Origin of the sequence: Nocardioides soli, from assembly GCF_014191495.1 — a bacterium.
Taxonomy (GTDB): Bacteria; Actinomycetota; Actinomycetes; order Propionibacteriales; family Nocardioidaceae; genus Nocardioides; species Nocardioides soli.
This window is the reverse complement of record NZ_JACHWR010000003.1, coordinates 438,972-452,366: the sequence shown is the minus strand read 5'-3', so window position 1 is coordinate 452,366 and position 13,395 is coordinate 438,972. Positions and strand designations below refer to the sequence as shown.

Annotated in this window: 14 protein-coding genes and 1 riboswitch; of the genes, 2 read left to right on the top strand and 12 right to left on the bottom strand. The window is 72.8% G+C overall.

Features of this window, described 5'->3' with window-relative positions; all coding sequences use genetic code 11:
• Nucleotides 1–105: 105 nt before the first annotated feature.
• The 11 genes from FHU40_RS21020 to rpe form a co-directional block, all read right to left on the bottom strand.
• A complete protein-coding gene (locus FHU40_RS21020) occupies nucleotides 106–582 on the bottom strand; it encodes a PH domain-containing protein (protein WP_183594304.1) in 477 nt (158 codons plus the stop codon).
• Nucleotides 566–1,414, bottom strand: a complete 849-nt coding sequence (gene hisG / locus FHU40_RS21015; protein ID WP_183594303.1) for an ATP phosphoribosyltransferase — start codon at nucleotides 1,412–1,414, stop codon at nucleotides 566–568. The genes FHU40_RS21020 and hisG overlap by 17 nt, the downstream gene beginning before the upstream one ends.
• Nucleotides 1,415–1,425: 11 nt before the next feature.
• The gene (locus FHU40_RS21010) at nucleotides 1,426–1,689 is read right to left on the bottom strand and encodes a phosphoribosyl-ATP diphosphatase (protein WP_183594302.1); all 264 of its coding nucleotides are present in this window, start codon (nucleotides 1,687–1,689) and stop codon (nucleotides 1,426–1,428) included.
• 10 nt (nucleotides 1,690–1,699) lie between these two features.
• Nucleotides 1,700–2,182 (bottom strand): 6,7-dimethyl-8-ribityllumazine synthase, encoded by a 483-nt coding sequence (gene ribH / locus FHU40_RS21005; protein ID WP_183594301.1) that lies wholly within the window; start codon nucleotides 2,180–2,182, stop codon nucleotides 1,700–1,702.
• Between the two features lies 1 nt (nucleotide 2,183).
• On the bottom strand, nucleotides 2,184–3,479 hold the full coding sequence (locus FHU40_RS21000; protein WP_183594300.1) for a bifunctional 3,4-dihydroxy-2-butanone-4-phosphate synthase/GTP cyclohydrolase II: 1,296 nt from the start codon (nucleotides 3,477–3,479) through the stop codon (nucleotides 2,184–2,186).
• Nucleotides 3,476–4,165 carry a nicotinamide mononucleotide transporter family protein gene (locus FHU40_RS20995; RefSeq protein ID WP_183594299.1) on the bottom strand — a complete coding sequence of 230 codons (690 nt, stop codon included), beginning with the start codon at nucleotides 4,163–4,165 and terminating at the stop codon, nucleotides 3,476–3,478. Before FHU40_RS20995 ends, FHU40_RS21000 begins: the two co-directional genes overlap by 4 nt.
• Nucleotides 4,158–4,769 carry a riboflavin synthase gene (locus FHU40_RS20990; RefSeq protein ID WP_183594298.1) on the bottom strand — a complete coding sequence of 204 codons (612 nt, stop codon included), beginning with the start codon at nucleotides 4,767–4,769 and terminating at the stop codon, nucleotides 4,158–4,160. The genes FHU40_RS20995 and FHU40_RS20990 overlap by 8 nt, the downstream gene beginning before the upstream one ends.
• A gap of 1 nt (nucleotide 4,770) precedes the next feature.
• Entirely contained in the window at nucleotides 4,771–5,886 is a 1,116-nt protein-coding gene (gene ribD / locus FHU40_RS20985; RefSeq protein ID WP_246391239.1) for a bifunctional diaminohydroxyphosphoribosylaminopyrimidine deaminase/5-amino-6-(5-phosphoribosylamino)uracil reductase RibD, read from the bottom strand.
• 81 nt (nucleotides 5,887–5,967) lie between these two features.
• Nucleotides 5,968–6,113, bottom strand: a riboswitch (FMN riboswitch).
• 61 nt (nucleotides 6,114–6,174) lie between these two features.
• A complete protein-coding gene (locus tag FHU40_RS20980) occupies nucleotides 6,175–8,685 on the bottom strand; it encodes a polynucleotide kinase-phosphatase (RefSeq protein ID WP_183594297.1) in 2,511 nt (836 codons plus the stop codon).
• Nucleotides 8,678–10,048 (bottom strand): 3' terminal RNA ribose 2'-O-methyltransferase Hen1, encoded by a 1,371-nt coding sequence (locus FHU40_RS20975; protein ID WP_183594296.1) that lies wholly within the window; start codon nucleotides 10,046–10,048, stop codon nucleotides 8,678–8,680. Before FHU40_RS20975 ends, FHU40_RS20980 begins: the two co-directional genes overlap by 8 nt.
• A 56-nt stretch (nucleotides 10,049–10,104) precedes the next feature.
• A complete protein-coding gene (gene rpe, locus FHU40_RS20970; RefSeq protein WP_183594295.1) occupies nucleotides 10,105–10,770 on the bottom strand; it encodes a ribulose-phosphate 3-epimerase in 666 nt (221 codons plus the stop codon).
• Between the two features lie 34 nt (nucleotides 10,771–10,804).
• On the opposite strand from rpe, the gene FHU40_RS20965 reads away from it, so the two are divergent.
• A complete protein-coding gene (locus FHU40_RS20965; RefSeq protein ID WP_183594294.1) occupies nucleotides 10,805–11,116 on the top strand; it encodes an iron chaperone in 312 nt (103 codons plus the stop codon).
• Nucleotides 11,117–11,655: 539 nt separating this feature from the next.
• Here FHU40_RS20965 and ligD read toward each other — a convergent pair.
• Nucleotides 11,656–12,618, bottom strand: coding sequence for a non-homologous end-joining DNA ligase (gene ligD / locus FHU40_RS20960; RefSeq protein WP_183594293.1), 963 nt, complete (start codon nucleotides 12,616–12,618; stop codon nucleotides 11,656–11,658).
• 39 nt (nucleotides 12,619–12,657) lie between these two features.
• On the opposite strand from ligD, the gene FHU40_RS20955 reads away from it, so the two are divergent.
• Nucleotides 12,658–13,392, top strand: a complete 735-nt coding sequence (locus tag FHU40_RS20955) for an AAA family ATPase (RefSeq protein ID WP_183594292.1) — start codon at nucleotides 12,658–12,660, stop codon at nucleotides 13,390–13,392.
• Nucleotides 13,393–13,395 lie beyond the last annotated feature (3 nt).

Here is a 13,395-nt window from a genome sequence, read left to right as displayed (position 1 = left end):
GTGCTGGTGACTCCTGATGCGAGCCGGCGCGACCTGGTGTGATCGATGCGCGAGGCCGCGCCCCACGGACCCTCGAACGCCGGGTCACCCAGCGCCGACTCGCGGTCAGTCCGGTGTCTGCTGCTCCACGGTCCGGCGCAGCTCGCGGACGGCCTGTCGCGCGCGGCTGCCGTCGGAGCCCTGGATGCCCATCGCGGTGGCGGTGCTGCCGTCGGCGAGGTCGAGGGTCACCCACGGGGCGCCGGGCGGCAGGTGCACGCCGACGATCTGCGCCCAGGCGTACTCGCGGCGGCGGTAGCCGTTGACGACGACCAGCCGGTCGGGCTCGGCGACGACGCGCGAGCGCACCAGCGGGAACCACACCGCGAACGCCAGCAGGCCCATCCCGATCACGGTGAGCCGCTGGAAGGTCGTGAACCGGGCCCGGGTCTCGTCGTCGAAGCCGATCCAGGCGAGCGCGCACACCGCGATCAGGCCGATGCCCAGCACGATGCTGGCGATCCGGACGCCGAACGGCCGCCACGTGTGCGGCAGCGTCATCGACGGCGGCGCCGGCGAGGAGGGGTCAGAGGCGGCAGGCATGGATGTCCGTGAGCAGGATGCCGCGGGCGCCGATCCCGTAGAGCTCGTCCATCAGCTTCTGGGCGCCGTCGCGCGGGACCATCGCCCGCACGGCCGACCACCCGTCGCGATGAAGCGGCGCGACCGTGGGGCTCTCGATGCCCGGCGTCAGCCGCACCGCGTCCTCGACCCGGTCGGTGGGGATGTCGTAGTCCATCATCACGTAGCTGCGCGCGACGAGCACGCCCTCGACGCGCCGCCGGAAGACCTCGAAGCCGTCCGGGACCGCGCCCGTGCGCGTGACCAGCACCGCCTCGGACTCGAGGATCGTCTCGCCGAAGACCTCCAGGCCGGCCTGGCGCAGCGTGCCGCCGGTCTCGACCACGTCGGCGATCACGTCGGCGACGCCGAGCTGGATGCTGGTCTCGACGGCCCCGTCGAGCCGGACCACGGTCGCGTCGATCGACCGCTCCTCGAGGAACGCCCGCATCACGCCGACGTACGACGTGGCGATGCGGGCCCCGGCGAGCTGGGAGATGTCGGAGTAGACGCCCCTCGGCCCGGCGAAGCGGAACCGGCTGCGGCCGAAGCCGAGGCCCGTCACCTCCTCCACCTTCGCTCCGGAGTCGGCGAGCAGGTCGCGACCGGTGATGCCGACGTCGAGGGTGCCCTCGCCGACGTACAGCGCGATGTCTCGGGGGCGCAGGTAGAAGAACTCGACGCCGTTCTCGCTGTCGGTCAGCGTGAGCTGCTTGGCGTCGTCGCGCTGGCGGTAGCCCGACTCGCGGAGGATCTCCGCGGCCGACTGGGCCAGCGATCCCTTGTTAGGGACGGCGATTCTCAACAGAGACATGGGGGTGGACCTCACAGGTGTGCGTAGACGTCGTCGAGCTCGATGCCGGTCGCCAGCATCAGGACCTGGGCGTGGTAGAGGAGCTGGCTGATCTCCTCCGCCGCCCGGTCGCGGCCCTCGTGCTCGGCCGCCATCCAGGACTCGGCGGCCTCCTCGACCAGCTTCTTCCCGATCGCATGGACGCCGGCGTCGAGCTGTCGCACGGTGCCGGATCCCTCGGGTCGGGACCGTGCCTTCTCGCTCAGCTCGGTCCAGAGCTCGTCGAACGTCTTCACGGGCCCAACCCTACGGCGTGGTCCGGCCGACCTCCGCCAGGGTCCGTGCGGTGAGCAGGGCGGCGGACATCGCCTCGTAGCCCTTGTCCTCCCGCGAGTGCGCCAGACCCGCGCGGTCCAGCGCCTGGGCGTCGTTGTCGCACGTGAGTACGCCGAAGCCGACCGCGACCGTGTGGTCGAGCGCGACCCGGGTCAGGCCGTCGGTGGCGGCGTTGCAGACGTACTCGAAGTGCGGTGTGCCGCCGCGGATCACGACACCGAGGGCGACGACCGCGTCGTACCCCCGTCGGGCGAGGGCGGAGGCGACGACCGGGAGCTCGAAGGTGCCGGGCACCCGGACCGTGGTGGCGGTCGTGCCGAAGTCAGCGAGGGCTCGCCCGGCGCCGGCGATCAGCCCGTCCATGACCTGGGTGTGCCAGCTCGCGGCGACGATCGCGACCCGCAGGCCGCTCGCGTCGAAGGTCTCGCTCTCGGGGGCTCCGTCTCCGGCCATGTCAGGCTCCGTCCTTCAGGTCTGGGGTCACGTCTGGGCTCACGTCGGCGTCGAGGTCCGGCAGGTCGTGGCCCATCCGGTCGCGCTTGGTCAGCAGGTAGGCGATGTTGTGGTCGTTCGGGTGCGGCGTCAGCGGCACCCGGGCGGCGACGTGGATCCCGAAGTCCTCGAGGTTCTCGACCTTGTCGGGGTTGTTGGTGAGCAGCCGCACGCTGGTGACGCCGAGGTCGCGGAGCACCTGGGTCGCGGTGCCGTAGTGCCGGGCGTCGGCGGGCAGCCCCAGGTCGAGGTTGGCGTCGACGGTGTCGCGGCCGCCGTCCTGCAGCTGGTAGGCCTGCAGCTTGGCGACCAGGCCGATCCCCCGGCCCTCGTGGCCGCGCAGGTAGACCACGACGCCGCGACCCTCCGCCACGATCCGCTCGAGGGCCTCCTCCAGCTGCGGCCCGCAGTCGCAGCGGCGGCTGCCGAAGACGTCGCCGGTCAGGCACTCGGAGTGGACCCGCGTCAGAACGGGCTGGTCGCCTCCCCCCGATCCAGGAGAGACGTCGCCGTACACGAGCGCGATGTGCTCGGAGTCGTCGACGGTGATCCGGTAGCCGTAGGCGGCGAAGTCGCCGTGCCGGGTGGGCAGTCGGGTCTCGGCGACCCGCTCGACCAGGTTCTCGTGGCGACGCCGGTAGCGGACCAGGTCGTCGATCGAAATCATCGCGAGGTCGTGCTCGTCGGCGAACTCACGCAGCTCGGGCGCGCGCTTCATGGTGCCGTCGTCGTTGACGACCTCGACCAGCACGCCGGCGGGGGTGAGGCCCGCCAGCCGCGCGAGGTCGACCGCGGCCTCGGTGTGGCCGCGGCGCACCAGCACGCCGCCCTCGCGATAGCGCAGCGGGAACACGTGGCCCGGCCGGGTGATCTCCCACGGCTCCGTGGCGGAGTCGGCCAGCACCCGAGCGGTGTGGGCCCGGTCGGCGGCCGAGATGCCGGTGCTCACGCCGTCGCGGGCATCGACGGAGATCGTGTACGCCGTGCGCATCCGGTCCTTGTTGTGCGGCGTCATCAGCGGGATCTCGAGACGGTCGAGCATGTCGGCCGGCATCGGCACGCAGATCACGCCGCTGCTGTGCCGGATCGTGAACGCCATCAGCTCCGGCGTGGCCTTGCTGGCCGCGAAGATGATGTCGCCCTCGTTCTCCCGGGTCTCGTCGTCGACGACGATGACGGCCTTGCCGGCGGCGATGTCGGCGATCGCGCGCTCGATGGTGTCGAGCCGGATCCCCTCGTGCTGGACCTCGTGCTTCATGCTGCTGCTCCTTCGTGAGCGGTCGGTGCCGCCGTCGCGACCGTGCGGCGCTGCACGCGCCACCAGGTCAGGAATCCGGCGACGCAGAAGCCGCCGTAGAACAGGTACATCGCGGCCGTCGGGTAGTAGCCCGCCTGGATCAGCGTCGTGACGCCGACGACGTCCACCGCGATCCAGACCAGCCAGAACTCCACCCAGCCGCGGGCCATGCCGTAGGTCGCGAGCAGCGACCCGATCAGGATCCACGCCTCGGTGCCGGGACCCCAGGAGCCGATGTGCTGGAGCACCTCGTAGGCCAGGGCGTATCCGACCACCGCCAGGCCGGCGAGCAGCAGCCGCTCCCCGCCGCTCGCCCAGCGCGGGGTGATCGCGCCACCGTCGGCGGCGCCGCGCGAGTGCTGCCAGCGCCACCAGCCGTAGGCGCTGACGGCGGCGAACATGACCTGCCGCCCGGCCTGGCCCCACAGCGGCTCGGTCACCGCGCCGCTGAGCTCGCCGCTGACGAACACGGTGAAGAGCAGCACGTTGCCCACCAGGCCGACCGGCCAGGCCCAGACCAGCCGCCGCATGCCGAGCAGGGCGCTCGCGAGCCCGAACCCGTTGCCGACCACCTCGCGCACCGACAGGTACCCGCCGCCGACGGCGATCGTGCCGTGCAGCAGCCAGTCGAGGCCCTGGTCAAGCATCGGAGGCGCCCGTGCCGGAGTAGGGCAGCAGCCGCTCGACGTACTTCGCGATCACGTCGACCTCGAGGTTGACCCGGTCGCCGGGCCGGCGGGTGCCGAGCGTGGTGCGGGCCAGTGTCTCGGGGATCAGGCTGATCGTGAACCGGTCGTCGCCGGCCTCGACGACCGTGAGGCTGACGCCGTCGACGGTGATCGATCCCTTGTCGACCAGGTAGCGGCTCAGCGCCGTCGGCATCGAGATCTCGACGACCTCCCAGTGCTCGCTGGGGGTGCGGCTCACGACCTCGCCGACGCCGTCGACGTGGCCCTGCACGATGTGGCCGCCGAGGCGCTTGTCGGCGGTGACCGCGCGCTCGAGGTTGACCCGGTCGCCGGGGCGTACGCCGTACAGGCTGGTCTTGTCGAGCGTCTCCTGCATCACGTCGGCGGTCCAGACCTCGCCGTCGACGGTCGTGACCGTCAGGCAGCAGCCGTTGACGGCGATCGAGTCGCCGAGGCCGACGTCCTCGAGCACGGTGGTCGCGCGGATGCCGAGTCGGATCGCGTCGCCCTGGTCCTCGACCGCGGCGACGGTGCCGAGCTCCTCGACGATTCCGGTGAACATGTCAGGTCTCCTCTCGGGGCACGGGGTTTCGAGACGGTTGCTGCGCAACCTCCTCAACCACCGTGCGGGTGGGGGCCAGGGTGACCCGCACGTTGGGCTGCTCGCCGTCGACGCCGTCGAGCACGGTGATGTCGACGACGCGGGGACGGAACGCGTCCGCGATCGTGGTGATTCCGAGGTCGGCGACGGCGCTGCGTCCGGCGCCGAGCAGCATCGGCGCGACGTAGACGACGATCTCGTCGACGAGGCCGGCGCGCAGGAACGCCGCCGCCAGCGTCGGGCCGCCCTCGAGGAAGACGTGCTGGCGGTCGCGGGCGTAGAGCTGCTCGAGGGCGACCCTCGGGTCGCGGGTGCGCAGGTGGAGGCTCGCCGCACCCTGCGAATACCGGGCGTTGAAGATCCGGCGGCCGGGGTCGAGCTCGCGCTCCCCCATGACGACCCGCAGCGGCTGGTGGTCGAGCGGCCGGTCGTGCTCGTCGCGCACGGTGAGCAGCGGGTCGTCGACCGCGACGGTGTTGCTGCCGACCAGCATCACGTCGCACAGCGCGCGAAGGCGGTGGGTGTCGAGGCGCGCGGCCCGCGAGCTCACCCAGCGGCTGGTGCCGTCGGCGGCGGCGCTGCGGCCGTCGAGCGTGGTCGCGAACTTCCAGGTGACGAAGGGCCGGCCGTGCTCGACGCCGAAGGCCCAGGCGCGGTTCAGAAGTCCCGACTCGACCGCCAGAAGTCCCGACTCGACCTCGACCCCGGCGGCGCGCAGCGCCTCGGCGCCGCCGGCCGCGACGGGGTTCGGGTCGGGCTGGGCGAAGACCACCCGACGTACGCCGGCCTCGGCGAGCGCCTCTGCGCACGGGCCGGTGCGGCCGTGGTGGTTGCACGGCTCGAGCGTCACCACCGCGGTCGCGCCCCGGGCCCGGCCACCCGCGCGGGCCAGCGCGTCGGCCTCGGCGTGCGGGGTGCCGGCGCCGCGGTGGTGACCCTCGGCGACGGTCTCGCCGTGCTCGTCGACGAGCACGCAGCCGACCCGGGGATTGGGACCCAGCGGGACGCCCGGGGTGGCCGCGAGCTCGAGAGCGCGCCGCATGGCGGCCCGCTCGGCTGCGGTGAAGCGCCCGCTCATCGTCGTCCTGCCCCTCGTGTCCGGTCGCGGACTCCGGGGCTGACGGGTGGAGGTCGAGCGCGCGGCTCGACGGGCCCCACCCAGCGTGCGCTTCCCATCCGGACTTTGACCGTCGGTCCAGGAGTTCCACCTGGTCAACCGGTCACTGGCTGTGACCGGGTCGCGGACTTCCGGCCTCTCGGCCAGTCACCGCCGGCTCGGAATTTCACCGACCCCAGAGCACGCGAGTTCGAGAACTCGTCGGGTCGAGTGTGCCACAGCACGCCCGACGCGGCCGCGTGGGTCCCGTCACAGTCGCGGGTCGACCGGCTCCGACTCCAGGGCGAGGACGCCGAACACCGCCTCGTGGACGCGCCACAGCGGCTCGCCCGCGACGAACCGGCGCAGCGCCTCGATCCCGAGGGCGTGCTCGCGCTCGGCGAGGCCCCGCTTGCGGGCGAGGTTGCGGTTGCGCAGCTCGTCGACCGCGTCGCGGTAGTCGGGGCCGTAGACGATCCGCAGGTACTCCGGCCCGCGCACCTTCAGCCCGGGCTGCACGCCCCGGCCGACCGGGTGGGCCGGCTTCACGACCATGCCCTCGCCGCCGGCGCCGGTGAGCTCGGTCCACCACCGGGTCGCGGCGTCGCGGTCGGCCGCCGACGAGAGGTCGACGTGGCGGTGCCGGGTGGGCGTGAGCAGCGGCGAGGTGAGCCTGCCGAGGCGCTCGAGGTGCCACGGGTGCGGCTCCTCGACGGCGAGCAGCCGGCCCTCGGCGGCCAGCACCTGGAACGGCGCCAGCGTCACGCCGTCGAGCCCGTCGGTCGGGCGCACGTAGGCCACGTAGGCGTCGCGGAAGGCCCGCGCGTTGGCGAGCCGGCGGTCGGTACGCCGAGCCAGGGCCCCGACGTCCAGTCCCCGGGTGCCCGCCGTCGCGAGCACGTCGGCGAGCGCGGGCAGCGCGTGCAGCGCGGCCGTGCCGACCGCGGCGTACTGCTCCTCGATCAGCCCCCGCGCCTTGGCCGACCAGGGCAGCAGCTCGCAGTCGAGCACCAGCCAGTCGCTGTCGAGCTCGTCGAAGAGCGGTGCCATCGCGTCGCGCACGCGGTCGACGAGCGCGGCCTGCACCGCGCGGTCGGCGAAGAAGGCCCGGCCGGTGCGGGTGTGGACGGCGCCCGTGGTGCCGTCGGCCACCCCGAACCGGCGCTCGGCGCCGTCGGCGTCGCGGGCGAGGACCGCGATCGCCCGCGAGCCCATGTGCTTCTCCTCGCACACGACGGCGCGCACGCCGGCCTTCGCGTAGTCGGCGAACGCCTGCGCGGGGTGCTCGAGCAGGTCGTCGACGGTCGCGGTCGGCGCCGGCGCCATCGTCGGCGGCAGGTAGACCAGCCAGCGCGGGTCGACCGCGAAGCGGCTCATCACCTCCAGCGCCGCTGCGGCGTTCTCCGCCGGCACCTTCACCCGGCCGCCGAACTCGGTGTCGTGCCACCGGTCGCCGGCGACGTCCTCGATGTCGAGCGCGGTGGCCTCGCGGTCGGCCGTCGGGGCGGCGAGCGGACGCACCGGCTCGAACCACTGCCGCTCCGCCGGCACCTGCACGAGCTCACGGGACGGGTAGCGCAGCGCGGTCAGGTGGCCACCGAACACGACGCCGGTGTCGAGGCAGATCGTGTTGTTGACCCACTCGGCCTCGGGGACCGGCGTGTGGCCGTAGACGACCGTCGCGGAGCCGCGGTACTCCTGCGCCCAGGGGTAGCGCACCGGCAGCCCGAACTCGTCGGTCTCGCCCGTGGTGTCGCCGTACAGCGCGAACGCCCGGACCCGCCCGGACGCGCGGCCGTGATAGGCCTCCTTGAGGCCCGCGTGCGCGACGACGAGACGCCCGCCGTCGAGGACGTAGTGGCTGATCAGGCCGTCCATGAAGCCCAGCGCGGCCTGCCGGAACTCCTCGCTCTCCCCCGCCAGCTGCTCCAGTGACTCGGCGAGGCCGTGGGTGCGCCGCACGTCGGCGCCGCGCAGGGCACGCACCAGCTTCGCCTCGTGGTTGCCCGACACGCAGAGGGCGGTGCCCGCGGCGACCATGCCCATCACCAGTCGGAGCACGCCCGGGGTGTCCGGGCCGCGGTCGACCAGGTCGCCGACGAACACCGCCGTCCGGCCCTCCGGGTGCCGACCGCCGACGGCGCGCCCGTGCTCGTCGTACTCGACCTCCCAGCCCAGGTCGGCAAGCAGCGTGCGCAGCTCCGACGCGCAGCCGTGCACGTCGCCGACCAGGTCGAACGGCCCGGTGAGGTCGCGGCGGTCGTTCCAGGAGCGCTCGCGGCCGATCGTCACGTCGTCGATCTCGTCGGGTCCGAGCACGTGGACCTTGCGGAATCCCTCGCGGCGCAGTCCTTTCATCGACCGGCGGAGGTCGCGCTGCTGACGGGTGACGACGTGGCCGCCGAAGGCCCGGTCCGGGCGCGCCTCGTTGCGGGCGATCGCGACCGCCTCGGGTACGTCGAGGACGATCGCATCCACGAGCACGTCGTGTGCCTTGGCTAGCCGGACGAGCTCGGCGCGGGCGTTGCGCTGGACGTTCGTGGCGTCGACGACGGTCAGCAGGCCGCGCCGGAGCCGGGCGGCGACGATGTAGTTGAGGACGTCGAACGCGTCCGGCGTCGCGTCCTGGTCGTTCTCGTCGTCGGCGACCAGACCGCGGCAGAAGTCGCTCGAGACGACCTGGGTCGGCAGGAAGTGCCGGGCCGCGAACGTCGACTTGCCGCTGCCGGACACGCCGACGAGCAGCACCAGCCCGAGGGCGGGGACGTTGATCTCACGCACGGCGGAACACCCCCAGCTGTGTCGGCGCGCCGCGGTCGGGGTCGACGTCGCCGATCCCCCGGATCTCGACGGTGTAGCCGTGCTCGGCGCACACCCGGTCGCACCAGGCGGCGAACTCGGCGCGGGTCCACTCGAACCGGTGGTCGGGGTGGCGGGGGCCGACAAGGCCCTCGTAGAGGTCGTTGTACTCGCTGTTGGGCGTGGTGAGGACCACCGCGCCGGGCCGGGCCCGCCCGAAGACCACCCGCTCGAACGCCGGCAGCCGCTCGGGATCAACGTGCTCGACGACCTCCATCAGCACGGCGGCGTCGTACCCGGCGAAGCGCGCGTCGGTGTAGGTGAGCGCCCCCTGGAAGAGCGTGATGCGCGCCGCCTGCCGCTCCCCCATCCGGTCCATCCCCAGCCGGCGACCGGCCATCCGCAGCGACCGGGACGAGACGTCGACGCCGGCGATCCGGTCGAGCGCGGGACGCTCGACGAGTCGCTGGAGCAGCCGACCGCCGCCACAGCCGAGGTCGATGATCGAGCGGGCACCGAGTTCGTCGAGCACCGCGAGGACGGCGTCGTGGCGCTGCACATTGAGCGCCACCGGCCGCACGACCGGCTGGGGCTCGAAGGCCGCCTCCGGGTCGTCGCCGATCTCGGCCAGCCGGCCCAGGGCGTCGGCCGCGAGGCGGCGGCTGTGGCCGAGGTAGCGGCGGGTGATCAGCTCGCGCTCGGGGTGGTCGACGAGCCAGGAGCCGCCGGAGCGGAGCAGCTTGTCCACCTCGTCGGCGGCCTGCCAGTAGTGCTTGGACTCGTCGAGCACCGGCAGCAGCACGTGCAGCTGGTTGAGCGCGTCGGCGAGTCGCACCGTGCCGGCCAGCTGCAGCCGCACGTAGCGGGAGTCGCCCCAGTCGAGGTCGTCGTCGAGCGGGATCGGCTCGGCCTCGACGCTCCACCCGAGCGGCTCGAAGAGCCGGTGGGCGACCTCGGCACCGCCCCGGCAGGGCAGGACCGGGATCCGCAGCTCCAGCGGGATCGGGGTGTCGGCGAGCTCCTGGCGGCTCTTGCAGATGCCGGCGCGGGCGGTGCTGAACACGTCGGCGAGCGCGACGCCGAGCAGCGAGGAGGCGGCGTACGACCGGTCGTTGACGTACTGCGCCAGGCTGAAGTCGGGCGACCTGGTGCGGGAGCGGGCCAGGCGCACCGGATCGACGTCGAGGACCAGCGCGGCCGTGCAGCGCTCGGCGGTGGCCTCGGGGTAGAGGACGGTGGCGGTGCCGAAGGACTGACGGAACTCCTGCACGCGGTCCGGGTGCTTGTGCAGGAGGTAGCCCAGGTCCGTCGCCGGGACGTGGGTGGTGGAGATCGTCAGGAGCACCGGGTCAGTGTGCCCAACGGCAGCGGGCGCGTCGCCTCGATTTCGGCGTCGCCGCCTCAGCCCGCGGCCGACGCCGCCTTCGCGCGCAGCTCGCCGATCATCCGGTCGGGGTCGTCGGAGGAGTAGACCGCCGAGCCCGCGACGAACACGTCGGCGCCCGCCTCGGCGCAGCGCTCGATGGTCTCGAGGCTGACCCCGCCGTCGACCTGGAGCCAGGTCTCGACCCCGTGCTTGGCCATCAGCTCGCGGGCGCGGCGGATCTTGGGCAGGCACAGGTCGAGGAACTTCTGGCCGCCGAAGCCCGGCTCGACGGTCATGATCAGCAGCATGTCGAGCTCGGGCAGCAGGTCCTCGTAGGGGTCGACCGGCGTGGCCGGCTTGAGCGCCATGGACGCGCGCGCACCCGCGGCGCGGATCTCGCGGGCCAGCCGCACCGGCGCCTTGGCGGCCTCGACGTGGAAGGTGACCGAACCGCAGCCGGCGTCGACGTACGCCAGCGCCTCGCGGTCGGCGTCCTCGATCATCAGGTGCGCGTCGAGCGGGAGGTCGGTGGAGCGGGCCAGCGCCTCGACCATGGTGGGGCCGAAGGTCAGGTTCGGCACGAAGTGGTTGTCCATCACGTCGACATGCACCCAGTCGGCGCTGCCGATCCGGGCGACCTCCTCCCCGAGCCGGGCGAAGTCGGCGTTGAGGATGCTCGGCGTGATCTGGATGTGGGTCACGCGCCGGAGTCTAGTGAGCGGCTAGCGTCGGTCCGTGGCCACCTACGAGGAGCTCCACGACCACGTCCGCGACCTCGTGCTGGGCGTCGCGCCCGACGCCGAGGAGGGTACGTCGTACGGCATGCCCGCCTGGCGCCTGCGCGGCAAGCCGCTGCTCGGCCTCCATCGGGCCACGGCGCACGTCGGGGTCTATCCGTTCAGCCCCGAGGTGGTCGACGCGGTCCGCGATCGGCTGGCCGGCTTCACGCTCACCAAGGGCGGGGTGCAGTGCACGCCGGACCAGCCGGTGCCGGACGACGTGCTCACCGAGATGGTGCGGCTGCGGATGGCCGAGATCAGCGGCTGATCACGCGGCGGTGGTTTCGAGACGGTTGCTAGCGCAACCTCCTCAACCACCGGCACGGTGGTTGAGGTGCGAAGGCGCCCTGGCGCCTGAGCCTCGACCCCCCGTGAGCGGCCGGACCGTGGTTTCGAGACGATCGCCAGCGCAACCTCCTCAACCACCGGCACGGTGGTTGAGGTGCGAAGGCGCCCTGGCGCCTGAGCCTCAAACCCCCCGTGAGCGGCCGGACCGTGGTTTCGAGACGATTGCCAGCGCAACCTCCTCAACCACCGGCACGGTGGTTGAGGTGCGAGGGCCGCCGGGCCCGAGCCTCGACCCCCCGTGAGCGGCCGGACCGTGGTTTCGAGACGATCGCCAGCGCAACCACCTCAACCACCGGCACGGTGGTTGAGGTGCGAAGGCCGCCGGGCCCGAGCCTCGACCCCCCGTGAGCGGCCGGACCGTGGTTTCGAGACGATCGCCAGCGCAACCACCTCAACCACCGGCACGGTGGTTGAGGTGCGAAGGCGCCCTGGCGCCTGAGCTCGAAACCCCCGCTCCACTCACTCCTCCGGCTCGGCCGGCGGCTCCGCGCCCTGCGCCTCGTCGCGGTCGGCCCACTCCAGCAGCGGCGCGATGTCGAAGACGTGGTCGTCGATGTCCTCGTGCAGGTCGCCCAGCTCGGCGAAGCGGTCGGGCACGGTGAAGATGGTGAAGTCGCGGGGGTCGGCGTCGTCGACCTCGTCCCAGCGGATCGGCGTGGAGACCCGGGCGTCGGGCAGGCCGCGCACCGAGTACGCCGCGGCGATCGTGTGGTCGCGCGCGTTCTGGTTGTAGTCCACGAAGAGGTGGTGCGGGTCGCGGTCCTTCTTCCACCACAGCGTGGTGACGTCGTCGGGGGCCCGGCGCTCCACCTCGCGGGCGAAGGCGAGCGCGGCCCGGCGTACCTCCTTGAAGCCGTGGTCGGGCCGGATCCGCACGTAGACGTGCATGCCCTTGCTGCCGCTGGTCTTGGGGTAGCCGACCGCGCCGAGCTCGTCGAGGATCTCGTGCGCGACGTGGGCGACCCGCCGGACCTGGTCGTAGTCGCTGAGCGGACCGGGGTCGAGGTCGATGCGCCACTCGTCGGGCTTCTCGGTGTCCTCGCGGCGGCTGTTCCAGGGGTGGAACTCGACGGTCGACATCTGCACCGCCCAGATCACCGACCCGAGCTCGGTGACGCAGAGCTCGTCGGCGGTGCGCGACCAGCGCGGGAAGAACAGCCGGACGGTCTCGACCCACGGCGGCGCGCCGGCCGGGAGCCGCTTCTGGTGCACCTTGTCGCCGGCCAGCCCCTTGGGGAACCGGTGCAGCATGCAGGGCCGCTCCCACAGGGCGTTGACGATCCCCGGGCCCACCGCGAGGTAGTACTCGACCAGGTCCAGCTTGGTGGCGCCGCTCTCCTGGAAGTAGACGCGATCGGGATTGGTCACCCGCACCACCCGGTTGTCGACCTCGATCTCGACCGCGGGCGGCTTGGAGGGCATGTCGCCACCCTAGGCCGTGGCACCGCCTACGGTTCGGACATGGACTTCGACCAGCCCCCGGTCGTCCGGGTCGACGTGGAGTCGTCCCTGTCGCGCGACACGTGGCCGATGACGATCCCCGCGGTCGCGCAGCTCGCCCGGGAGGGCCTGGAGCTGTCGCCGTTCGTGACCTTCCTGGTCGGCGAGAACGGGTCGGGCAAGTCGACGATCGTCGAGGCCGTGGCCGCGGCGTACGGCCTGTCGCCCGAGGGAGGCTCCGCCCAGGGACACCATTCGACCCGGGTGAGCGAGTCCCCGCTGGGCGACGCGCTTCGCCTGCAGCGGGGCCTGGGCGCACCGCGGTGGGGGTTCTTCCTCCGCGCGGAGACGATGCACGGCTGGTACACCTTCTACGAGGACGCTGGCCAGAGCCTGCCGCCGGGCGCCCCGCGCGGGCCGAGATACCACGAGATGAGTCACGGCGAGTCGTTCTTGGAGGTGCTGCGCACCCGCTTCGACTCCCCGGGCTTCTACTGCCTCGACGAGCCCGAGGCCGCCCTGTCGTTCTCCTCGACGCTGGCGTTGATCGGCGCGCTGGGCAGGGTCGTCGAGTCCGGTGGGCAGGTGCTGTGCGCCACGCACTCCCCGGTGTTGGCGGCGATGCCGGGGGCGACGATCCTCGAGGTGGGCGACTGGGGCGTGCGGCGTACGACGTGGCAGGAGCTCGAGCTGGTCGAGCACTGGCGCGCCTACCTGGAGGCGCCGCGGCGCTACCTCCGGCACGTCCTGGACTGACCC